At 73.9% G+C, this 21,169-nt stretch carries 17 protein-coding genes, 1 tRNA gene and 1 riboswitch; of the genes, 5 read left to right on the top strand and 13 right to left on the bottom strand.

Annotation, left to right across the window (positions count from 1 at the left end):
• Positions 1-116 precede the first annotated feature (116 nt).
• Positions 117-566: an SsgA family sporulation/cell division regulator gene (locus tag OG823_RS21855; protein WP_371481280.1), complete on the top strand. Its 450-nt coding sequence runs from the start codon at positions 117-119 to the stop codon at positions 564-566.
• 57 nt (positions 567-623) lie between these two features.
• Here the strand turns inward: OG823_RS21855 and OG823_RS21850 are convergent, their stop codons facing one another.
• From OG823_RS21850 to OG823_RS21840, 3 genes are all read right to left on the bottom strand, one after another.
• On the bottom strand, positions 624-2,459 hold the full coding sequence (locus OG823_RS21850; RefSeq protein ID WP_371484597.1) for a DEAD/DEAH box helicase: 1,836 nt from the start codon (positions 2,457-2,459) through the stop codon (positions 624-626).
• A 180-nt stretch (positions 2,460-2,639) separates the two neighbouring features.
• Positions 2,640-3,071, bottom strand: a complete 432-nt coding sequence (locus OG823_RS21845) for a type II toxin-antitoxin system death-on-curing family toxin (protein WP_371481279.1) — start codon at positions 3,069-3,071, stop codon at positions 2,640-2,642.
• Positions 3,068-3,265: an Arc family DNA-binding protein gene (locus OG823_RS21840; protein WP_371484596.1), complete on the bottom strand. Its 198-nt coding sequence runs from the start codon at positions 3,263-3,265 to the stop codon at positions 3,068-3,070. The genes OG823_RS21845 and OG823_RS21840 overlap by 4 nt, the downstream gene beginning before the upstream one ends.
• A gap of 191 nt (positions 3,266-3,456) precedes the next feature.
• Here OG823_RS21840 and OG823_RS21835 point away from each other — a divergent pair, with 191 nt between their 5' ends.
• Positions 3,457-3,930, top strand: coding sequence for an SsgA family sporulation/cell division regulator (locus tag OG823_RS21835; protein WP_371481277.1), 474 nt, complete (start codon positions 3,457-3,459; stop codon positions 3,928-3,930).
• A 131-nt stretch (positions 3,931-4,061) separates the two neighbouring features.
• Here OG823_RS21835 and OG823_RS21830 read toward each other — a convergent pair whose 3' ends face one another.
• Both OG823_RS21830 and OG823_RS21825 read right to left on the bottom strand, forming a co-directional pair.
• Entirely contained in the window at positions 4,062-4,694 is a 633-nt protein-coding gene (locus tag OG823_RS21830; RefSeq protein WP_371481275.1) for a class F sortase, read from the bottom strand.
• Between the two features lie 162 nt (positions 4,695-4,856).
• Entirely contained in the window at positions 4,857-7,454 is a 2,598-nt protein-coding gene (locus OG823_RS21825; protein WP_371481274.1) for a phosphatidylglycerol lysyltransferase domain-containing protein, read from the bottom strand.
• A gap of 357 nt (positions 7,455-7,811) precedes the next feature.
• Here OG823_RS21825 and OG823_RS21820 point away from each other — a divergent pair, with 357 nt between their 5' ends.
• A complete protein-coding gene (locus tag OG823_RS21820; protein WP_371481272.1) occupies positions 7,812-9,116 on the top strand; it encodes a hypothetical protein in 1,305 nt (434 codons plus the stop codon).
• A gap of 3 nt (positions 9,117-9,119) precedes the next feature.
• On the opposite strand, the gene OG823_RS21815 is transcribed toward OG823_RS21820, so the two are convergent.
• Both OG823_RS21815 and OG823_RS21810 read right to left on the bottom strand, forming a co-directional pair.
• A complete protein-coding gene (locus OG823_RS21815) occupies positions 9,120-10,610 on the bottom strand; it encodes an MFS transporter (protein WP_371481271.1) in 1,491 nt (496 codons plus the stop codon).
• Between the two features lie 109 nt (positions 10,611-10,719).
• Positions 10,720-11,034 carry a multidrug efflux SMR transporter gene (locus tag OG823_RS21810; protein WP_371481270.1) on the bottom strand — a complete coding sequence of 105 codons (315 nt, stop codon included), beginning with the start codon at positions 11,032-11,034 and terminating at the stop codon, positions 10,720-10,722.
• 46 nt (positions 11,035-11,080) lie between these two features.
• Positions 11,081-11,141, bottom strand: a riboswitch (guanidine-III (ykkC-III) riboswitch).
• A 238-nt stretch (positions 11,142-11,379) separates the two neighbouring features.
• On the opposite strand from OG823_RS21810, the gene OG823_RS21805 reads away from it, so the two are divergent.
• Positions 11,380-11,451: transfer RNA gene (locus tag OG823_RS21805), tRNA-Cys, on the top strand.
• Positions 11,452-11,639: 188 nt separating this feature from the next.
• On the opposite strand, the gene OG823_RS21800 is transcribed toward OG823_RS21805, so the two are convergent.
• From OG823_RS21800 to OG823_RS21775, 6 genes are all read right to left on the bottom strand, one after another.
• A complete protein-coding gene (locus OG823_RS21800; protein WP_371481269.1) occupies positions 11,640-13,982 on the bottom strand; it encodes a xanthine dehydrogenase family protein molybdopterin-binding subunit in 2,343 nt (780 codons plus the stop codon).
• The gene (locus OG823_RS21795; protein WP_371481267.1) at positions 13,979-15,403 is read right to left on the bottom strand and encodes a 2Fe-2S iron-sulfur cluster-binding protein; all 1,425 of its coding nucleotides are present in this window, start codon (positions 15,401-15,403) and stop codon (positions 13,979-13,981) included. Before OG823_RS21795 ends, OG823_RS21800 begins: the two co-directional genes overlap by 4 nt.
• Positions 15,400-16,266 (bottom strand): xanthine dehydrogenase family protein subunit M, encoded by an 867-nt coding sequence (locus tag OG823_RS21790; RefSeq protein WP_371484595.1) that lies wholly within the window; start codon positions 16,264-16,266, stop codon positions 15,400-15,402. The genes OG823_RS21795 and OG823_RS21790 overlap by 4 nt, the downstream gene beginning before the upstream one ends.
• Positions 16,267-16,554: 288 nt before the next feature.
• The gene (locus OG823_RS21785) at positions 16,555-18,204 is read right to left on the bottom strand and encodes a beta-N-acetylhexosaminidase (protein ID WP_371481266.1); all 1,650 of its coding nucleotides are present in this window, start codon (positions 18,202-18,204) and stop codon (positions 16,555-16,557) included.
• Positions 18,205-18,278: 74 nt separating this feature from the next.
• On the bottom strand, positions 18,279-18,566 hold the full coding sequence (locus OG823_RS21780) for a DUF3039 domain-containing protein (protein ID WP_371481264.1): 288 nt from the start codon (positions 18,564-18,566) through the stop codon (positions 18,279-18,281).
• 155 nt (positions 18,567-18,721) lie between these two features.
• Positions 18,722-19,306, bottom strand: a complete 585-nt coding sequence (locus OG823_RS21775; protein ID WP_371481263.1) for a YqgE/AlgH family protein — start codon at positions 19,304-19,306, stop codon at positions 18,722-18,724.
• Between the two features lie 293 nt (positions 19,307-19,599).
• Here OG823_RS21775 and murA point away from each other — a divergent pair, with 293 nt between their 5' ends.
• On the top strand, positions 19,600-20,940 hold the full coding sequence (gene murA / locus OG823_RS21770; protein WP_371481262.1) for a UDP-N-acetylglucosamine 1-carboxyvinyltransferase: 1,341 nt from the start codon (positions 19,600-19,602) through the stop codon (positions 20,938-20,940).
• Positions 20,941-21,169: the final 229 nt, after the last annotated feature.

Below are 21,169 nucleotides of genomic sequence, written 5' to 3'. Positions count from 1 at the left end.
TTCATTCCTACCACAAGGGCGGAAACCGCTCCTCCACGTCCGGCGGATGTATGCATTCGGCCAACAATGGAGTCTGATTCGCGTAATCACGGAAACCGGGATCGACAGGGGACAGTATGCGTTTTCTTGACCTGCCTGACGAGGGCGTGCGAATCGACGCCCGCGTTCCGATGGACCTCGCCTGCGGCCTCGGCCTGGAGGTCCGGCTCCAGGTCGGTCTCGCCTACCGCGCGGATGACCCGATGGTCCTGCGGCTGACCTTCGACATGGCCGGCCCGGCCGACGAGGCGCCGGTGACCTGGGTGATCTCCCGGGAGCTGCTCCTCGACGGCCTCGACGCGCCCACCGGCGAGGGCGACGTGCACGTCCGCCCGGACGGTACCGACCCGGACGTCCTGCGCATCATCCTGCGCGCGCCCACCGGCACCGCCGAGCTGCGCGCCCCGGCGCCGGCCGTGCACGCCGTCCTGCTGCGCAGCGACCGCCTGGTGCCGTTCGGCGAGGAGTTCAGCGCCGAGTCGCTGGAGCGGGAGCTCGCCCTGCTCCTGCAGTCCACCGAGGGCTGACGGCGCGGACGCCGGCCGCGCCGGGGCCGGCCGCTCGGGCGGCGCCGGCGCGGCCGACTACTTGGACGCCCATTCCTTGATCTTGGCGATCCGGGCCTTCAGCTGATTGGCCGTCGCCTGGGCGGTCAGCGGGCCGCCGCACTGGCGCCGCAGCTCGTTGTGGATCGCGCCGTGCGGCTGGTCGACCCGGTGCCGCCAGGCCGCCACCAGCGAGTTGAGCTCCTTGCGCAGGTCGCGCAGCTCCTGATGGGTCACCACCGGCCGCTGGTCGGCGGGGAGTTCCAGCAGGTCGGCCTCCTCGGCCGGCTTGGCCCTGCTGCGCTGGATCTGCCGGTGCTGGCGCTTCTGGAGCAGCATCTGCACCTGGTCCGGCTCCAGCAGGCCGGGGATGCCGAGGTAGTCGTCCTCCTCCTCGCTGCCCGGGTGGGCCTGCATGCCGAATTCCATGGCGTTGTAGAGCACCCGGTCGAAGACCGCGTCCGAGCCGATCGCCTCGTAGGAGAACTCGTCGCCTCCGGCGCCGTCCGGTCCGTCGTTGGCCCGCTCGGCCTCGGCGAGCAGGCGGTCCTCCTCGTCGAAGAGGCCCTCCCCCTCCTTCTTCGGCCGGTCCAGCACGTGGTCGCGCTGGAGCTCCATCTCGTTGGCGAAGCCGAGCAGCGTGGGGACGGAGGGCAGGAAGACGGAGGCGGTCTCGCCGCGCTTGCGGGCGCGCACGAAGCGGCCGACGGCCTGGGCGAAGAAGAGCGGGGTGGAGATCGAGGTGGCGTACACGCCGACGGCCAGCCGGGGCACGTCGACGCCTTCGGAGACCATCCGGACCGCGACCATCCAGCGGGAGGTGCCCGCCGAGAAGTCGGAGATCCGCTGGGAGGCCTCGGCCTCGTCGGACAGGACCACAGTGGCGCCCTGGCCGGTGATCTCGCGGATCATCTTGGCGTAGGCCCGAGCGGCGTTCTGATCGGTGGCGATCACCAGGCCGCCGGCGTCCGGAATGGCCTTGCGGACCTCGGTGAGCCGCTTGTCGGCGGCCCGCAGCACGTTCTGGATCCACTCGCCCTGGGGGGCCAGCGCGGTGCGCCAGGCCTGCGCGATGAGGTCCTTGGTCATCGGCTCGCCGAGCCGGGCCTCCAGCTCGTCGCCGCTCTTGGTGCGCCAGCGCATGTTGCCGCTGTAGGAGAGGAAGATCACCGGACGCACGACGTGGTCGGCGAGCGCGTGCCCGTACCCGTACGTGTAGTCGGCGACGGACTTGCGGATGCCGTCGCCGCCCGCCTCGTACTGGACGAAGGGGATCGGGTTGGTGTCCGAGCGGAACGGCGTCCCGGTCAGCGCGAGGCGGCGCGCGGCCGGCTCGAAGGCCTCGAAGCAGCCCTCGCCCCAGGACTTCGAGTCACCGGCGTGGTGGATCTCGTCCAGGATGACCAGCGTCTTGCGGGCCTCGGTGCGGTTGCGGTGCAGCATCGGGTTGACGCCCACGCCCGCATAGGTGATCACGATGCCGTGGTAGTCCTTCGACAGCGGACCCGAGGAGTACGCCGGGTCCAGCCGGATCCCTATCCGGGCGGCGGCCTCGGCCCACTGCTTCTTCAGGTGCTCGGTCGGCGCGACGACGGTGATCTGCTGCACCAGGTGGTTGTGCAGCAGGTACGAGGCGAGGGTGAGCGCGAAGGTGGTCTTGCCTGCGCCCGGGGTGGCGACCGCGAGGAAGTCCCGGGGCTGCTTCTCGATGTAGTGGTCCAGTGCGCCCTGCTGCCAGGCCCGCAGCCGGCCGGCGGTACCCCAGGGGGCCCGCCCCGGGAAGGCGGGCGACAGGTGGTGCGAGGCGGGCGGCGCCGCATGCCCGGCGGCGCGCGCGGACGTGTCCGGCTGCACGGAGTCGGAGAAGAGGGGCATCGAGGAGGCGGCGGCAGTACTCACGGTCTCCGAGGGGGATCGTCGCAGGTCAGAGGCGGTGAAACAGCCCCGTCCCGCAGTCGGGCGGCGGTCGGACAACCCGCCTAGCCTACCGGGCCGGGCGCCGCGACGGCGCCCGACACGGTCGGCCCCCGGGCGCGCGCGGTGCCCGCCCCGGGCTCAGCTCCGCCCGTCGTACAGGGCCCGCAGGCGCCTGGCGATCTCCCCCAACTCGCTGACCTCCCCGGCGGCGATGCCCACCACCAGCAGGTATGCCTCGTCCTGGTCGATGCCCGCCATCTCGGCCCCGTTCAGGTCCAGGAAGACCACGGTGCTCATCCAGGCCGTCCGCTTGTTGCCGTCGACGAACGGGTGGTTGACCGCCAGCGAGTGCAGCAGCGAGGCGGCCTTCTCGAACAGGCCGGTGTACGCCTCGACCCCGAACATCTGCGACTGCGGGCGGTGCGCCGCCGAGGAGAGCAGGCCGAGGTCACGGACCCCGACCTCCTGCTCCTGGCAGGCGTACTCGGCCAGGTCGAGGATCTCCAGGACGGTGAGGTACTTGAGCGGCCCCGGGCCCGGCGGACCACCCCCCGGCGTGGCGCGGGTCACTCCCCCAGCCTGCGCAGCAGCTCGGAGTGCCGGCTCGCGTACTTGGCGCCGAGCCGGCCGACCGCCTCGCGGTCGGTTCCCTCGTCCAGGTAGCGCTCGATCGCACGCACGACGACGGCGTGCATGCTGCGCCCCTCCTCCTCGGCCCGCTCGCGCAGGGCCTCCTGCTGCTCCTCGGTCAGTCTCAGGTTCATCGCCATACCGAAACGGTACCGAGGGTGGGGTCATCGTGGTACCGGATTTCCGGGTCATGCTGTGACGCGGGTCACGCCGATCCTTTCACCGAACCGGGTAAGCACCGGCCACCGCCGGAGTCTCTCCCGGTGAGGCCCACGCGTCACACCACCCACTGGGGCCTCAGCCGCACCTCGGGAGGAAAACCCTCGTGTCCAGCGCCGTCGAGCAGGCCGTCCAGGCCGGCCTCATCCTCTCCACGCACCGCTCCGTCCTGCTGAGGGTCACCCTCCGCTACCGCTCGGACGACCCGCTGGCCGTCCGGATGCTGTTCCCCGCCGAGTACTCGCTGGACGACCCGCCGCCCCTCGCGGACTCGGCCGACGCCTCGGACGCCGCCGACACCGCCGCCGTCCCGGCCTCCGCGGCGGTGGAGTGGGTCTTCGCCCGCAAGCTGCTCTCGGCCGGGCTCGACCTGCCGTCCGGGATCGGCGACGTCCACGTCCGCCCCGCGCTCGGCGCGCACACCATGGTGGAGCTGCGCGCCACCGAGGGCGTCGCGCTGCTCCGGTTCCGGAGCGCCGAGCTGCGCCGCTTCCTGCGGCGCAGCCTCCTGGTCGTCCCGGAGGGCCAGGAGCACCGCCACCTCGACCCCGACCGGGCGCTGGCCGAGCTGCTCGGCTGAGCCCGGCCCCCGGCCGGTCACCGGGCCCCGCACGCCCCCGCACGCCCCCGCACGGCCGAGGCCGCCGGGGCCCTCGCCCTACCCCGCGCCGGCCCCGGCGCCCCGTTCCGCGGGCGCTCACGCCCCGTCCGTCACGCCTTCTTCGGCTTGGTGGTGTCCGCCAGGAACGCGTACGCCACCACGTTGCCCTCGTAGCCGTCCGCGCGGCTGAACCCGCCACCGCAGGTGATCACCCGGAGCTGGGCGTCACCCGCCTGGCCGTACACCCGGTCGTCCGGGAAGTGCTGCTTGTCGTAGACCTCGATCGCGTAGATCTGGAAGCCCGCGATGCTGCCGTCCGCACGGGTGATCTCGATCCGGTCGCCCCGGTGCAGCGCGCCGAGGCTGTAGAACACGGCGGGTCCGCTGCGGGTGTCGACGTGGCCGGCCAGGATCGCGGTGCCGCGCTGGCCGGGGGTGACGGCGCCGCGGTACCAGCCGGCCAGGTTGCGGTCGTCGTCCGGGGGCGGCTGCAGGTGGCCGGCGCCGTCCAGCCCGAGGCCGGTGACGGGCGCGTCCAGCCGAACCGCGGGGATCCGGATGCGCGTGGGGACGGAGGGGCCGAGCGGGGGCACGACGGAGACCGCGCCGAAGCCGGCCTGGGCCGACCCGGGCGCGGGCGGCAGGACACGGCCGCCGTCGTGCAGCATCCACGCGCCGAGGACCAGGGCCCCGCCGACGGCGAGCGCCCCGGGCCAGCCGCCCCTGCCGTGCTGTCCGGCCATCACCGCTCCCCTCCGCGGCGTCCTGTCCGCGCTGCCCGGCCCGGTACGGCGCCCGTCCGGCGCCGCTGTGTCCGTCCCCGCTCCGCCCGGCGCCGCGGCCGGGAGTCGCGGCGTGCTGAAGCGCGCCGCTCCGTGCCCGCCACCTCGCCCATCTCGCCCATCTCAGTCACCTCGGTCACCTCGGTCGCCCTGGCCGCGTGCGTCGCGCGGGTCGCTTCCGCCGCCGGGGCCTTGCGACCTGCGCAGCCGGGGGCGGGTGACGAACCCCTCGGCGGCCGCGTTGGCGGCGGCGATCGCGAACAGCTCGGTGGACTTCTCGTACAGCAGGAAGCGCGGCCGCCACTGCGGCTGATACCTGGCGTTGGCCCGGTAGAGCGACTCCAGCTGCCACCAGTGGGAGAGGAACAGCAGGACGGCACGCCAGATCCGGAGCACCGGGCCCGCGCCGATCCTGGAGCCCCGCTCGAAGACCGAGCGGAACATCGCGAAGTTCAGCGAGACCTGGGCGACCGGCAGCGCGCCGCTCGCGGCCCGCAGCAGCAGTTCGGTGACCAGGTACTCCACCAGGCCGTTGTCGGAGTCCCGGTCGCGGCGCATCAGGTCGAGCGAGAGCCCGTCCGGGCCCCAGGGGACGAAGCTCAGCAGGGCGCAGGTGCGGTCGTTCTCGTCCCGGCACTCCAGCATCAGGCAGTCGCCGTCCGCCGGGTCGCCGAGCCGCCCGAGGGCCATCGAGAAGCCCCGCTCGGTGCGGCCGTGCCGCCAGGCGTCGGCGAGGTGCACCAGCTCGTCCAGCTCCGCCCGGGGGATGTCGCGGTGCCGGCGCAGCACCGCGCGGTAGCCGGCCTCGCCGACCCGGTCGTAGGTCTGGCGCAGCGAGCGCATGGCGCGCCCCTCCAGTTTGAAGCCGGCCGTCTCGACCACGGCCTCGTCGCCGTACTCCAGCGCCTTCAGACCGGCCCGGGCGTAGGCGGTGCCGCCCAGTTCGCTCGCGCCGGTGACCGCGGGCACCCAGGCGTTGGCGCGGGCCCTCGCCCGCCACACCTCGATGGCCTGCGGCCAGGCCTCCGGGTCGCCGATCGGGTCGCCGGAGGCGAGGGCCACCCCGAAGACCACCCGGTGGAGCACGGCGGCCTTGCCGGAGGGCGACCAGCAGACGGCCTTGTCGCGGCGCAGCGCGAAGTAGCCGAGCGAGTCGCGTCCGCCGTGCCGCTCCAGCAGGGCCCGCAGCCGCTGCTCGTCCTGCGTGCCGAGCCGGAGCTCGCCCCGCGGGGAGCGGAAGAGGACCCGCACCACCAGGAGGAACAGTGCGGCGCCGAGGATGTTGAGGGTGAGGTCCACCCACCCGGCCGCGTCGATGTCGGTGTCGGCGGCGACCCCGGAGACGGTGAACAGGCGCAGCAGCGCGTAGCCGAAGCCCGCTCCCCAGCCGGGCTCCGGCGCCGGGGCGGTGAGCCGGACCAGAAGGGCGCCGAGGGCGGTGAGCACCGCGGCGCCGCAGATCAGCACGCCGAGGCCGAACAGGACGTTTCCGCGACCGCCGCGTACCCGGTAGACCGGCCGGGCGGCCAGCAGGACGGCCAGGAGCGCCAAGGTGATCACGGCGGAGACCCAGTTGAACGGGTGCGAGCGATCCTGCGGGTCGGCGGCCAGCGCGAGGACGTAGAGCGCCGCGAACGCGCCGGCCACGACCGTGGCGGTGATCCAGGCGGCCCGTTTACGACGGCGGAGCATCACGGCGAGCAGGCCGGCGAAGAGCGCGGCGGTGAATCCGGCGCTCAGCAGCACCGGGGTGAAGTAGTCGCCGGAGTCGACCCGCTGGACGCGCTGGCGAAACGGTGCGATCGGGGCGGCGAGCAGGTTGAGCACCGCCGCGGCCCGCATGTACCACTCGGCGGCCGACGCGCAGCGCAGCCGCCATCGCGCCGGCGGCTGCGGCGGCTCGGGTGCGGGCTCGGGCAGGGGCGTGGGCGTTGGCGTTGGCGGGGGCACCGTCCGCGGCGCCGGAGCGGGGCTGACGGGCGGGCGGTCCGGGGCGCCCGCCACGACGTTGTACGCGGAGGTCTTGAACGTGACGACGCGCTGGTGGATCCGGGCCTCACGGCGTTCCGCGCGGGCGAGCCGCTTGGGCCGGCTGCGGTAGCGCCAGCGCGCCCAGGGGCTGTTCGGCCGGGCCAGCCGGATCGCCCCGATCACCGGGAGCAGCGGGACCATCACCCCGATCAGGCCGGTCCAGATCTTGCCCTTGAGCAGACTGACGACGATCAGGAGCACCAGGACGCCGGCCCCGACGAGCTGTCCGGCCGTCAGCTGGCGGTTGAAGCCGCCGAACGGCACCTCGCCGACCAGCAGCAGGCCGATCAGCGCCGCCGCCATGATCACCGCGTCCACCGAGGTGCGGCCCTGCTCCTTCCAGTACACGTCCTCCAGGTGCAGCACCAGGGCGAACTCGTCCAGGACGAGGCCGCAGCCGATGCCGAACGCCAGCCCGAGGACGTCCCACGGGATCTCGCTGTTTCCCCTGAAGGCGAACGAGCCGACGCCCGCGATGACCATCAGCGTCTGACCGAAGACCACGTGGTGGATGTGCAACCCGCCGGGCGAGACGTTGCCGGGCCACCAGCTGGTGCCTCGGCGGATCATCCGGACGCTGAACCGGATGAACAGGAAGGCGCCGATCAGGCCCACCAGCAGGAGGAACAGCGGCTGCCGGCCGCTGTCCACGATCCTCTCCCGGTACGCGTCGAGCACCGACTGCCACATGGCGTCCGCGGACCTTCCCCTGCGTCGGGCCGGCCCGGTACCGGCACGGCGAGTCCTCTCATGTGACGATGGATCAGCCGTCGTCGCGAGCCGGCCGCCCGGCCGCTGGTCCGATCGGGCTATCGAGTGCCCCCAACCCCGGGGATCAGCCCGTACCTGCGCCCCGCCTGCTCGGGGCCGGCCTGGCGGCATGCCATGCTGTGGCCACCCCGGCGCCCGCGAAGTTGTATCACCCCACTTGTCGGACCGGGTGCCCGTACCGTCCCGCACCACCCCTGCCCCGCCGCGCGCTGCCGCGCGCCCGTCCCAGCCCCTCTCCCCCACCCTCCCCGAGACCTCTCCACGAACGGAGTGACCATGGACGCTCTCTCCCGTCGGACGCTGCTGGCCGCCGGAGCCGCCACCGCCGCCACCCTCGCGGCGGGCTGCGGCACGGGCGGCGACGCAGGGAAGGCGTCGCCCGTACCGGTCCCGGGGACGCCGGCCGCGGCCCGCAGTGAGAGCGCGACGGCCGTCCCCAAGCCGCCCGCCACCACGATCGGCGACGGCTCCACCTCGGACACCGGCCCCCAGCCGGGCCAGCCGAAGGCCGAGCAGCTGAAGCCGGGCGAGCGCCCCCCGCAGTTCGTGGTGTTCTCCTGGGACGGCGCCGGGGAGCTCGACAACCGGCTGTTCAGCCGCTTCCGCAAGCTCGCCCAGCAGCACAACGCCTCGATGACCTTCTTCCTCTCCGGCATCTACCTGCTGCCGGAGAACAAGAAGACGCTCTACCACCCGCCGCAGCACAGCATCGGCGCCTCGGACATCGGCTACCTGAGCGACCAGCACATCCACGACACGCTGGAGCAGATCGGGGCGGCCTGGCTGGAGGGCCACGAGATCGGCACCCACTTCAACGGGCACTTCTGCGGCACCAACGGCGGCGGCAGGTGGTCCCCCGACGAGTGGGACAGCGAGATCGAGCAGGCGATGGACTTCGTCATGAACTGGAAGACCAACACCGGCTTCAGCGACCTGCCCGCCCTGCCCTTCGACTACCGCAAGGAGCTGATCGGCGGGCGCACCCCCTGCCTGGAGGGCCAGCGCGGACTGCTGCCGACGGCCGCCAAGCGCGGCTGGAAGTACGACAGCAGCGGCCCCGGCGGACTCCAGGTCTGGCCGCAGAAGTTCCAGGGCGGCGCGCTGTGGGACTTCCCGCTGCAGTCCATCCCGTTCCCCGGCCACAGCTTCCAGGTGCTGTCGATGGACTACAACATCATGTACAACCAGTCCGGCGACAACACCAAGGGCGACTCGGGCCGCTACGGCGCCTGGCAGACCCAGGCGCGGGACGCCTACCTCGCCGGCTTCGAGCGGGCGTACACCACCAACCGGGCACCGATGTACATCGGCAACCACTTCGAGCAGTGGAACGGCGGCATCTACATGAACGCCGTCGAGGAGGTGCTGGCCACCATCGCGGACCACCCCGACGTCCGCCTGGTGTCGTTCCGCCAGCTGGTCAACTGGCTGGAGGCGCAGGACCCGGCGGTGCTGCGCAAGCTCCAGGGGCTGAACCCGGGCCAGGCGCCGGCCGGCGACTGGGCGACCTTCCTCGGCACCCCGGCGGCCCCGCCCGCCGCCGGTGGCGCCACGGCCCCGGCAGGCGCCGCCGTCGGCTGAGGCTCAGGCCCCGTCCCCCGTGCCGCTGCGGCCGCGGGGGCGGGACCGGCCCGAGAGCAGGGCGCCCAGCAGTGCCACCCCGGTCATCGTCAGGAAGATCGCCGCGAACGCGCCGGCCGAACCGCCGGCTCCCTCGGCGCTCTCGCCGGCCGCCGGACCGCCACCGCCCAGGGCCGAGAACAGCACCCCCGACAGGCCGACCAGCAGCACGTTGCCGAGCGCGTCGCTGACCTGGAGGGAGGCGGAGTTCGCCCCGGCGTCCTCGGGGGTGGAGAGCCTCATCATCAGCACGCTGACGCTGGTCACCGCCAGCCCCATCCCGATCCCGCCGACCGCCCAGGCCACCGCGGCCACCCAGGCCGGTACCGCCGGGAGCAGCACCAGCGCCGCCCCGCCGATGGCCACCGCCGTGAGCACGAAGCCCAGCCGGATCATCGCCTCGCGGTGCCGCTCCGCCCCCGGGCGCCCCTGCAGCCAGGAGCCGAGGGCCCAGGACAGGCCGCCACTGGCCAGGGTCAGACCGGCCAGCGTCGGCGACAGGCCCCGCTGGGTCACCATCATCAGCGGGATGAACGCCTCCGCCGCGAAGAACGCCCCCGCCGCGACACCCCGCAGCAGGATCACCGTCGGCAGGCCGCGCGCGGCCCGCAGCGTCCCGGCCGGCAGCAGCCCCAGCACCGCGGGCACCAGCAGCGCGACGCCCGCCGCTCCCGGGATCAGCCCCGGCAGATCAAGCCGCCGGCCCGCGTACTGGAGCAGTCCGGCGCCGAGCGCGGCCATCGCCGCCAGGGCGCTGCGACGGCGGTCGAACGGCTCCGCGGTGGTGGCGGGCTGCTCCTTCTCGGCCCGGCGCAGGGCCGGCCCCATCACCGCCAGCGGCAGCAGGACCAGCACCGGGACGGCCAGGAACACCCAGCGCCAGCCGAGATGCTGGGTGACGGCTCCGGAGACCACCGGGCCGACGATCGAGGGCAGCACCCAGGCGGAGGAGAACGCCGCGAAGACGGCGGGCCGCAGTCGTTCGGGGTAGGCCCGGCCGACGACCACGTAGAGCGCGACGATCACCAGCCCGCCGCCCAGCCCCTGGATCGCCCGGCCGGCGACGAACATCCACATCCCGGGCGCGGTGCCGGCCACGACCAGTCCGGCACCGAACACGGCTATCCCGGTGAACAGCGGCTGCATCGGGCCCCGCCGGTCGCACCACTGGCCGGAGACCACCAGCGCGAAGAGCGTGGTGGTGAAGTACCCGGAGAAGGCGAAGGCGTACAGCCCGAGGCCGTCCAGCTGCCGGGCCGCCACCGGCATCGCGGTGTTCACCGCGGTCGCCTCGAAGGCCAGCAGCAGAACCACCGAGACGATCCCGAGGGTCAGCGCCCGGTACCGGCCGGAGAGGACGCCGCCGGGGCCGTCGAGGGCGGCGGCGCCCTGGTCGGGGGCCTGGTCGGCGCCCTGGTCGGGGCCCTGGTCGGTGGTGGGGGAGGCGCTGCTCATACGCGTCATCGTAAGGCCCCATAGCCGCCGTGACCCCTGACCTACGCCGGTGATCGGATCCGTCGTCGGTCCTAGGACCGGGCGGCCGGGCCGGTGGGCGCCGGATCGGTCAGTGCAGCACCTTGAGGCCCACCACGCCGGAGACGATCAGTAGCAGACAGCCGATCCGGGCCACCGTGGCGGCGTCGCCGAGCGCCGCCATGCCGTAGAGCGCGGTGCCCACCGCGCCGATGCCGACCCAGACCGCGTAGCCGGTGCCGATCGGGATGGAGCGCATCGCGTACGCCAGGCCGCCCATGCTGAACAGCAGGGCGACGGCGAAGACGAGGCCGGGCACGAGTCGGGAGAAGCCCTTGGAGGACTGCAGGGCGACCGCCCACACGGTCTCCAGGACGCCGGAGAGGAGGAGTACGAGCCAGGCCATGACGGAACCGATCCTTCGCAGTCGTCAGCGGCCGGGTTGCCGCTGCGCTGCGCCGTCTTGTCGTTCCGGGTACGACGCGCTCGTCCGGGGCGATCTCTCACCTGTCTTCGACGGTAGCACGAGCCGCCACACGGAATTTACACAAGGATATTGACGCGCCCCACCCGGTCCCGCATATGATGAATTCATCGAACAGCGCGACGACGGGAGTTGGAAATGAGCAGGAGGACGGTGGCCCTCGCAGTGCCCCGCACCTGTGCCGCTCCCCGGTGTTGTCGCGGCTGTCTCTGCGCCTGAGCGCAGCTCTCCCCGCCCGACGATGGCGTGATGCCTCGTCACCCCCACGGCCGTGTGCCCGAGTGGCTTAGGGAACCGCCTGCAAAGCGGTTTACACGGGTTCGATTCCCGTCATGGCCTCCCCTGAATTGCCGGTCAGCGAATTCCCGCTGCCCGGCAATTCTGCATTCCGTTTTCCCTTCCGTCACCCGTTCTCGGTGATTCCCCGCACCGCCCCGGCCGCCGGTCGCCCCGGACGCCGCCCCGGAACGCCGACGCCTCCCGCCCGCCCCGCCGGAGCGGTGGACGGAGCGGGAGGCGTCGGGTGTTCAGGCGCTGACGGCGTCCTCGGGCCGGATCGGCAGGCGGCCCACCGGGAGGCCGGTGGCGGCGCGGACGGCGGCGGCGACGGCGGCGGGCGCGACCACCGCCGGGGCGGCGCTGACCGCCTTGGCGCCGAACGTGGCGACCACGTCGCGTTCCTCCAGCAGGGCCGCGATCCGGACGTCGGGGGTGTCCAGGGCGGTCGGCAGCCGGTAGCCGGTCAGCGAGGGGTTGACGAGCACGCCGCCCTCGGTGCGCAGGTCCTCCAGCAGGGCCAGACCGACGCCCTGGGCGACACCGGCCTCGATCCGGTCCTCGATCTGGCGGGGGTTGAGCGCCCGGCCGACGTCCTGCGCGACGGTGACGTCGACCACCCGGACGGCGCCCAGTTCGATGTCCACGTCCACCACGGCCCGCATCGCGCAGAACGCGATGGAGACGAACGCGTCGCCCTGGCCGGCCTCGTCGAGCGGCTCGGTGGGGTGCGGGCGGCACTGCGCGGTGGCCCAGAGCTCCTTGCCCTCCAGGGCCTCGCCGACGGGCATGCCGAGCACGCCGTCGTAGGAGGTGATCTTGCCGTCCGCGATCGAGAGCAGCTCCACCGACATGCCGAAGTTGGCGGCGATCGGCTGCAGCAGCTGGTGGCGGACCATCAGCGCGGCGCGCTCGACGGCGCCGCCGGAGACCCAGGTGTGCCGGCCCCGGGCCGAGGGACCGGCGATCGACTGGTCGCTGTCGACCGGCGCGATGTAGACCTCGCTGACACCGAGCACGCTCTGCACGATCTGCCGCGCGAGGGTGGCGAACCCCTGGCCGGAGTCGACGGCCGCGCAGATGACGGTGGCGTGGTCGCCGCTGACCCGGACGGTCGCGGTGGAGACCTCGTCCTCGCCCTCGGCGCCGAGCATGTGCACCATGCCCACCGCGTAGCCGATGCCGCGCCGCACCGACGCCGGGTCGCCGGCGCCGCCGGGCCCGCCGGGGAGCAGCCAGTCGGCGTCCGGGTCGTCGACCGGCAGGACGGGCAGCGGTTCGGCGGTGACGGCGTCCAGCAGGGCGGCGACCGGCGCGGGGCAGGTGACGGCCTGTCCGGTGGGCAGCGGGTCGCCGGTGGCGAGCGCGTTGCGGCGGCGGATCTCGACCGGGTCCAGGCCCAGGCGCACCGCCAGCTGGTCGAGCTGGGACTCGTACGCGAAGCAGGTCTGCAGGGCGCCCTCGCCGCGCATCCGTCCGGCGGGCGGGTTGTTGGTCCGCACCGCCCAGGCGTCGACGAAGACGTTCGGGCACACGTAGGGGCCGACCGAGAAGGCGGTGGCGGCGGCCAGTGCCTCGGCGGAGACGTCGGCGTAGGCACCGCCGTCCAGGAGGATCTGCGCCTCGACCTTGACCAGGCGGCCGTCCGCGTCGGCGTGGTGGCGGTAGCGCAGCAGCGCCGGGTGGCGGGTGGTGTGGGTGTGGAAGGACTCCTCGCGGGTGAGGGTCATCTTCACCGGGCGGCCGGTGCGCAGTGCGAGCAGGGCGAGGGTGACCTGGAAGGAGAGGTCCTCGCGGTCGGCGGTGGCGCCTGGCACGCCGGTGACCACCAGGCGCACCCGGTCGGGCTCCAGGCCCAGGCAGGCCGCGGTGCGGTCGCGGTCGCCGTGCGGGTCGGTGGAGGAGAGGTGCAGCTCCACGCCGCCGTCCGGGCGGGGCACCGCGAGGCCGGCCTCCGCGCCGAGCGGGGCCGGATCCTGGCGGCCGACCTGGTAGAGGCCCTCGATGATCACCTCGCCGACCGCCTCCGCGTCGCCGGTGCGCAGCGGCAGGTGCCGGAAGAGGTTGCCGTCCGGGTGCAGCGGGGCGGCGGTGAACGCCTGCTCGGGGTCGGTGACGGGCTCCAGCAGCTCGTACTCGACGACGATCGCCGCGGCGGCCAGCCGGGCGGTGTCGGGGTGCTCGGCGGCGACGGCGGCGACCGGCTCGCCGTGGTGGCGCACCACGCCGGCGGCCAGGATCGGGCGGTCGGCGACGATCGGTCCGTGCGGGGCGCCGTCCTGGCGGCCGTCCGGGCCGGCCGGCAGGTCGTCCGCGGTGACCACGGCGCGCACGCCCGGCAGGGCCAGGGCGGCGGAGGTGTCGACCGAGACGATCCGGGCGTGCGGGTGGGGCGAGCGCAGCACGGCGCCCCAGAGCAGGCCCTCGGCCCAGAGGTCGGCGGCGTACGGGTAGATGCCGAGCGCCTTGGGGAGCGCGTCGGTGCGCAGCGGGGAGCTGCCGAGGCCGAACGGCTCGGCGGGCTCGCCGTCACCGGCGTCGGGCCGGGCGGTGTCGGCCGGGGGCACTGCCGCGATGTCGCTGGGCGAGGTCATGCGTGGTCGTCCTCGGGGAGCCGAATGCCGTGGGCGGGGGTGGCGCCGTACGGCACGTCCGCGGGGGCCCCGCCGGTCGGGACGCCGTGCGGGGGTGTGGGAACGTACGGCGTGCCCTGGGCGGGCGTGCCCTCGGGGCCGGGGCCGTCGAAGGCGGTGCCGTGGGCGGGGGTGCTCTCGTAGACCGGGCCGTCGTACGGCGCGTGCCCGAACTCGGCGGCGTCGTACTCGCCGCTGCGGTAGGCCGGGCCGGGGTAGGGGGCGCCGTGCTGCGGTCCGGGCTGCTGCTGGGGCAGCTGGTACTGGCCCTGGGCGGCTCCGTACGGCCCGCTCTCGAACTGGCCGGGCCGGTACCCCCCGTGCTCCTGGGTACCGGGGTAGGGCGCGCCGGGGTAGCCGGACTGCTGCTGGCCGGGGTGCTGGTGACCGGGCTGCTGGTGACCGGGCTGCTGCTGGCCGGACTGCTGGTACGGGACCTGTTCGGTGTTCTGCTGGGCGGGGATCGACTGGACCGGCGGCAGGACCGCCGTGTCGTAGACGCTGCTGTCGTACCCCGTGCCGGACGGGCCCGCCTGCGGGTGGCCGGCGCCGTGCCCGAGCCCGGTGCCGAGGCCGGTGCCGGCGGCGGTCGGCCGTCCGCCGTAGCCGTCGGGGGCCGACTGCTGCGGGCCGGGGGGCTGCGGCTCGTACTCGACCCAGGCCTCGGAGTCCGCGTAGAGCGGCAGCTCGCCGGCCAGCGGGAGGTCTGCGGCGGACTGTTCGGTGGCGACCGGGCGGGCCGGGGGCTGTTCGGCCTCGGCCGGCGCACCGCCGGGATCCGCGGCCGGCGGGGCGGGTTCGTCGTCCTGTTCGGACTCGGCGGCGCGCGCCTCGGCGACGTTCTGGACGGCTGCCAGCACGCCCCGGTAGCCGGTGCAGCGGCAGAGGTTGCCGCAGAGCGCCTGGCGGGCCTCGACCTCGCTCGGCCTGTGGTTGCGCTGGAGGAGATCGTGCACGGCCATCGCCATGCCCGGCGTGCAGTAGCCGCACTGCACCGCGCCGGACTCGGCCAGCGCCTGCTGGACGTCGCTGGCCGCGCCGCCGGCCGAGAGGCCCTCGACGGTGTTGATCTCACTGTCGGCGGCCAGCGCGGCGGGCACCAGGCAGCCGGCCACCAGCTGGCCGTCCACCTGCACGGAGCACGCTCCGCACTCGCCCTGCTCGCAGCCGTCCTTGGCGCCGGCCAGGCCGAGCCGCTCGCGCAGCACGTACAGCAGGCTCTCGCCGATCCAGGCGTCGGTGACCGGGCGCTCGAAGCCGTTGACCCGCAGCGTGTAGGAGGCGCAGGGGCGCATCTCGGCGCTCACCGGCGGGGCCTGGTCGAACGGGGAGCCGGGTCCGCCGCCGTCGAACGGGCCGGTGTCGATCGATTCAGTCGTCACTTCAGCGCCCTTCCCAGTGCCCGGCGGGCCAGCACCGATACGGTACGCCGCAACCGGACGGCGGCGGCGGTCGGCCCCTCGGTGACCGCCTCCCAGGGGCCCTCCGCGGAGTAGCTGTCCGGGACGCAGGCGGCGGCCACGTACTCGCCGAAGGCGGCGGTGGCGGCCGGGTCGATCTCGCGGGAGCCCTCCCAGTCGATGCAGGTCGCGACCCAGGCCTCGGCCTCCAGCGGGCGCAGCGGCACCGGCGCGACGGCGCCCACGGCGCAGCGCACCGCGCGCCGGGCGGGGTCGAGCACCACGGCGACCGAGGCGGTGGCACGGGCCGGGCCGCTGCGGCCGGTGGCCTTCAGGAACACCTGGGGGGCGTGCAGCAGCGGGACCCGCACCCAGGTCAGCAGCTCGCCGGGGCGCAGCGGGTCGAGTCCGGTCAGCAGGTGACTGACCGGGACTTCCCGGGTGGCGCCGGGCCGGGCGAGGGTGGCGGTGGCTTCGAGCGCGGCGAGCACCGGCAGGGTGTCGCCGGCCGGGGCGGCGGTGGCGATGTTGCCGCCGAGGGTGCCGACGTTGCGCACCTGCGGGGGGCCGGCGGTGCGGGCGGCGTCGGCGAGGGCCGGGATGAGCGCGGCGAAGTCGGGGCGGTCCATCCGGGCGTGGGTGAGGCCGGCGCCGAGGACGGCGGTGCCGCCGTCCTCGTAGCGCCAGCCGCGCAGTTCGGTGATCCGGCCCAGGCCGATCAGGGCGGCGGGGCGCAGTCGGCCGGCGTTGACGGCCTCCATCAGGTCGGTGGCGCCGGCCACCGGTACCGCGGCGGGGGTGGCGGCAAGCGCCTCGACGGCCTCGTCGAGGGAGGCCGGCAGCATGATCGTCCGGTTCACCTGGGTCCCACCGTGCTCCACTTGCTCATCGACGACCTGCCCCCGTCTGACAGCACGGCCTGGCCCGTAGGGTACGGGCGATCGGGCAGGGTTGGGCAACTCTGGCACACAATGCTCGATGATCATTTCTGGTGCGGTGGGCGGTCCTGCCCGATTGAGGACGAAACCGGTCGGTATCGGCTCCGGCTCGGTACGAACCGGAGCCGATTGTTCACCTGTTCTTGACGCTCGACGACCGGGTCGGAGTTCCCGGCCGCCGTGGAGCGACCCCCGTCACACCTGCGGCGGCGCGCCCTCGATCGGACGCCCGACCACGCCGGGCCTGCGCTGCCAGGGGTGCGGGCCGCCGGTCGGGCGGTACTCGACGCCGAGGGCGTCCAGCCTGGCCAGATGCTGCTCCATCCGCCGCTCGAAGCCCCGGTAGTCGCGGGCCGCCGGGTCGGTCGGCAGGGCCGACCAGGCGACCTCGGCGAACGCCGCCAGCCGCGGGAACGCCCGGTAGTCGATGTCGCGGGCACTGTCCATGAACTCGGTCCAGAGGTTCGCCTGGGTGCCGATCACGCGCCGGGCGGCGGCGCCGCCGTCGTCCATCGCGGCGAGCTGCGGCGGGACGGGCTCGAAGCGGTACACGTCCTCCAGCGAGCGGACCCAGCCGACCGGGATCGGCTCGTCCTCGCCGGGCGCCTGTCGGTGGTCCAGGTACACGTGCTGCTCGGGGCACATCACCACGTCGTGGCCGGCCTGCGCGGCCGCGACCCCGCCGCCGTAGCCGCGCCAGGAGGAGACGGCGGCGCCGGGGGCGAGGCCGCCCTCCAGGATCTCGTCCCAGCCGATCAGCCGGCGCCCGCGCGCCGCCAGCCAGGTGTCGAAGTGCCGGATGAACCAACTCTGCAGCTCGTCCTCGTTGGCCAGGCCGAGCTGCTCGATCCGGGCCTGGGCGGCCACGCTGGCCTTCCACTGCTCCTTGGGGCACTCGTCGCCGCCGAGGTGGACGAACTCGGAGGGGAAGATCTCCAGCACCTCCTCCAGCACCTCCTCCAGGAAGCGCAGAGTGGCGTCCGACACGTTGAACACGTTGGGGCTGACGCCCCAGTCCGTCCAGACGCCGAGGGCGGCGGTGTCCAGCACGTCGGTGTTGCCGAGCTCGGGGTAGGCGGCGACGGCGGCCTGGGCGTGACCGGGCAGCTCGATCTCGGGCACGACGGTGATCTGCCGCTGCGCCGCGTAGGCGACGATCTCGCGCAGGTCGTCCTGGGTGTAGAAACCGCCGTGCGGGCGGTCGTCGCGGCGCTGCCCCGCGCGGTAGCCGACCATCGACCGCTCGCGCCAGGAGCCGGCCTCGGTGAGCCGGGGGTGGCGCTTGATCTCGATCCGCCAGCCCTGGTCGTCGGTCAGGTGCAGGTGCAGCACGTTGAGCTTGTGGGCGGCCATCAGGTCCAGGAAGCGCAGCACGTCCGCCTTCGGCAGGAAGTGCCGGCAGACGTCCAGCAGCACGCCGCGCCAGCCGAACCGCGGCGCGTCCTCGATGTCACCGCCCGGCAGCACCCAGCCGTCGCGGCGCAGCGGGGCCCGGCGGTAGGCGTCGGGGCCGAGCAGCTGGCGCAGGGTCTGCGCGCCCCAGAGCGCTCCGGCGGGGCCGCCGGCGGTGATCACGGCGCGCCCGGGACGCACCGACAGCCGGTACTCCTCGGCGGCCAGCCGGTCGTCCAGGGCCAGCTCGATCCCGGGCTCGCCCGGGCGGCCCGGGCGCAGCGCCAGCCCGGTCGCGGCGGTCAGCGTGCCGCGCAGCCACTGCTCCACCGGCTCCAGACCGGGGGCGGCGACGAGCGTGGTGTCCTGGTCCAGGGTGAAGTCCTGGTCCGCGAGGCGGACGGCGCCCAGGGGCGCGGGGACGAGGTCCAGCGGGGCGGGAGTGAGGTCCATGACCTCATCCTGCCCCGCCGAACCGCAAATGGCATAGACCAATTGCAGGATCGGTTCGGCTTGATCCGTGCAGGTCAGCCGTTGTCCTTGCCGTCGCCCTTGCCGTCCTTGGGCTGGCCGATGCCGTCGTAGATCTCCTTGCACATCGGACAGACGGGGTACTTCTTCGGGTCGCGGCCCGGGACCCATACCTTGCCGCACAGCGCCACCACGGGGGATCCGGAGAGCGCGCTCTCCATGATCTTGTCCTTCTGGACGTAGTGCGCGAAGCGCTCGTGGTCGCCGTCCCCGTGGGACACCTGCGGGACGGGCTCGACCAGGGTGCCGGTGCCGAGGCCGCGCTCGGGCTCAAGAGTGCTCATGGGTGCCAAGTCTATGGGGGCGCCGCGAGGGCGGGCCAGTACGCGGCGAGGGCGCCGCCGGCCGGGGCCGGTCCGGGCGGTGCTCCGGCGTCTCGCGGCGGGCCGCGCCCGGCGCCCTGCTCAGTTCAGTTCAGTTCCGTTCGGTTCGGTTCAGTTCAGTTCAGGGTGGGATCGTCCGGATACGTCGCCAGCAGCGCCAGCGGCCCGCGCTGGCGGCGCAGCACCGACCGCCAGAGCCGCTCCGGCTCGGGGCTGGAGATGTCGCCCGGCTCACAGTCCGCCAGGTACCAGGCGCCCTCCGCGATCTCCTTCTCCAGCTGGCCGGGCGACCACCCCGCGTACCCGGCGAAGATCCTCAGACCCCCCAGCTCCCCCGCCAGCACCTCCGGGGGCGCCTCCAGGTCGACCAGCCCGATCGCGCCGTGCACCCGCCGCCAGCCCAGCGGCTCGGCCTGGCCCGGCTCGCCCGGCGCCACCGCCAGGCCCATCGCCGCGTCCAGGGCGACCGGACCGCCCTGGAAGACCACGGCGGGGCGGCCCACCATCGCACCCCAGCCGTCCAGCACCGCGCCCACCTCGATCGGCGTGGGGTGGTTGAGGACCACGCCGAGCGCCCCCTCGGCGTCGTGGTCGAGGAGGAGGACCACCGCCCGGGCGAAGTTCGGGTCGGTGAGCACCGGAGTCGCGACGAGCAGCCGGCCGCCGTGCGACCGGTCGGGGGGCGAGGGGGCCGCGGTCATGCCTCACATCGTCTCGCAGGACCCCCGCCCCCGGCACCTCAACACGAAACCGGATCCGGCCCGAACGACACCCGTACGGCCCAGCCGGAGAGCGCGACACCGCCCCGCGGGAGCACCATCGCGACAGGAGCAGACGGGAACCAACCGGACGCCTATTACCATCTACTGATGGTGGACGCCCTTTTCGTGGCGCAGACCCCTCGCCCGGGCCCCACAGCCGCCCGTACGACCCACCATGCCGCGCTCTCCCGGGAGCCGGCAACCGACCTCTGGCACCCCGGATTGCGAGAACGATGACCGACGACGTCCTGCTGGTTCACGGCGGAAACCCGCTCGAAGGCGAGATCCGGGTCCGCGGTGCGAAGAACCTGGTCCCCAAGGCCATGGTCGCCGCCCTGCTCGGGCAGGGCCCCAGCCGACTGCGCAACGTCCCGGACATCCGTGACGTCAAGGTCGTGCGCGGTCTGCTCCAGCTGCACGGCGTGACGGTGCGCACCGGCGACGAGGAGGGCGAGCTGATCCTCGACCCCTCGCACGTGGAGAGCGCCAACGTCGCCGACATCGACGCGCACGCCGGCTCCTCGCGGATCCCGATCCTGTTCTGCGGCCCGCTGCTGCACCGGATCGGCCACGCCTTCATCCCGGGCCTGGGCGGCTGCGACATCGGCGGCCGGCCGGTCGACTTCCACTTCGAGGTGCTGCGCCAGTTCGGCGCCTCCATCGAGAAGCACCCGCAGGGCACCTACCTGGTGGCCACGCAGCGGCTGCGCGGCACCAAGATCGAACTGCCCTACCCGTCGGTCGGCGCCACCGAGCAGGTGCTGCTCACCGCCGTCCTCGCCGAGGGCGTCACCGAGCTGCGCAACGCGGCCATCGAGCCGGAGATCGTCGACCTGATCTGCGTGCTGCAGAAGATGGGCGCGATCATCTCGCTCGGCACCGACCGCACCATCCTGATCACCGGCGTGGACGAGCTCGGCGGCTACAACCACCGCGCGCTGCCGGACCGCCTGGAGGCCGCCTCCTGGGCCTGCGCGGCGCTGGCCACCAAGGGCGACATCTACGTCCGCGGCGCCGACCAGATCCCGATGATGACCTTCCTCAACACCTTCCGGAAGGTCGGCGGCGCGTTCGAGGTCGACGACGAGGGCATCCGCTTCTGGCACCCGGGCGGCGAGCTCAAGGCGATCGCCCTGGAGACGGACGTGCACCCCGGCTTCCAGACCGACTGGCAGCAGCCGCTGGTCGTCGCGCTGACCCAGGCCAGCGGCCTGTCCATCGTCCACGAGACGGTGTACGAGTCCCGGCTCGGCTTCACCAGCGCGCTGAACCAGATGGGCGCGCACATCCAGCTCTACCGCGAGTGCCTGGGCTCCACCCCGTGCCGCTTCGGTGCGCGCAACTTCCAGCACTCGGCGGTCGTCTCCGGCCCGTCCAAGCTGATCGGCGGCGAGCTGGTCATCCCCGACCTGCGCGGCGGCTTCTCGTACCTGATCGCGGCGCTGGCGGCCGAGGGCACCTCGACCGTGCACGGCATCGACCTGATCAACCGCGGCTACGAGAACTTCATGGAGAAGCTCCGTGACCTCGGCGCCCACGTCGAGCTGCCCAGCGAGGAGCTGGTGAAGGCCTGACCACCCCGTACGGGCCGGTGGCCGGGCTCCCCTCGGGGAGCCCGGCCACCGGGCGTTCACGGGCCGCTCGGGCGCCGTTGGGTCGCCGGGCGGGGGCCACGCGGTGGCCGGTCGATGGCCGCCGCCCGGGCCCGGCAGGGCCCCGGAACGCCGCCAGGGGCGGGCCGACCCGATGGTCGGCCCGCCCCTGGCGGTTTTCAACGTGGTGCTGCCTGGCTCCGGGGAGCCG

Source organism: Kitasatospora sp. NBC_00315, assembly GCF_041435095.1.
Classification (GTDB): domain Bacteria; phylum Actinomycetota; class Actinomycetes; order Streptomycetales; family Streptomycetaceae; genus Kitasatospora.
Note: the sequence above shows the minus strand (reverse complement) of the source record. Positions and strands in the feature narration are given on the sequence as shown.

Coding starts and splice junctions, on each gene's coding strand:
- OG823_RS21820 (WP_371481272.1), top strand. CDS start 7,812: ATGGACGCTCTCTCCCGTCGGACGCTGCTGGCCGCCGGAGCCGCCACC.
- OG823_RS21825 (WP_371481274.1), bottom strand. CDS start 7,454: ATGTGGCAGTCGGTGCTCGACGCGTACCGGGAGAGGATCGTGGACAGC.
- OG823_RS21790 (WP_371484595.1), bottom strand. CDS start 16,266: ATGCTGCCGGCCTCCCTCGACGAGGCCGTCGAGGCGCTTGCCGCCACC.
- OG823_RS21830 (WP_371481275.1), bottom strand. CDS start 4,694: ATGGCCGGACAGCACGGCAGGGGCGGCTGGCCCGGGGCGCTCGCCGTC.
- OG823_RS21815 (WP_371481271.1), bottom strand. CDS start 10,610: ATGAGCAGCGCCTCCCCCACCACCGACCAGGGCCCCGACCAGGGCGCC.
- OG823_RS21810 (WP_371481270.1), bottom strand. CDS start 11,034: ATGGCCTGGCTCGTACTCCTCCTCTCCGGCGTCCTGGAGACCGTGTGG.
- OG823_RS21850 (WP_371484597.1), bottom strand. CDS start 2,459: ATGCCCCTCTTCTCCGACTCCGTGCAGCCGGACACGTCCGCGCGCGCC.
- OG823_RS21780 (WP_371481264.1), bottom strand. CDS start 18,566: ATGAGCACTCTTGAGCCCGAGCGCGGCCTCGGCACCGGCACCCTGGTC.
- OG823_RS21800 (WP_371481269.1), bottom strand. CDS start 13,982: ATGACCTCGCCCAGCGACATCGCGGCAGTGCCCCCGGCCGACACCGCC.
- OG823_RS21840 (WP_371484596.1), bottom strand. CDS start 3,265: ATGAACCTGAGACTGACCGAGGAGCAGCAGGAGGCCCTGCGCGAGCGG.
- OG823_RS21775 (WP_371481263.1), bottom strand. CDS start 19,306: ATGACCGCGGCCCCCTCGCCCCCCGACCGGTCGCACGGCGGCCGGCTG.
- murA (WP_371481262.1), top strand. CDS start 19,600: ATGACCGACGACGTCCTGCTGGTTCACGGCGGAAACCCGCTCGAAGGC.
- OG823_RS21855 (WP_371481280.1), top strand. CDS start 117: ATGCGTTTTCTTGACCTGCCTGACGAGGGCGTGCGAATCGACGCCCGC.
- OG823_RS21785 (WP_371481266.1), bottom strand. CDS start 18,204: ATGGACCTCACTCCCGCCCCGCTGGACCTCGTCCCCGCGCCCCTGGGC.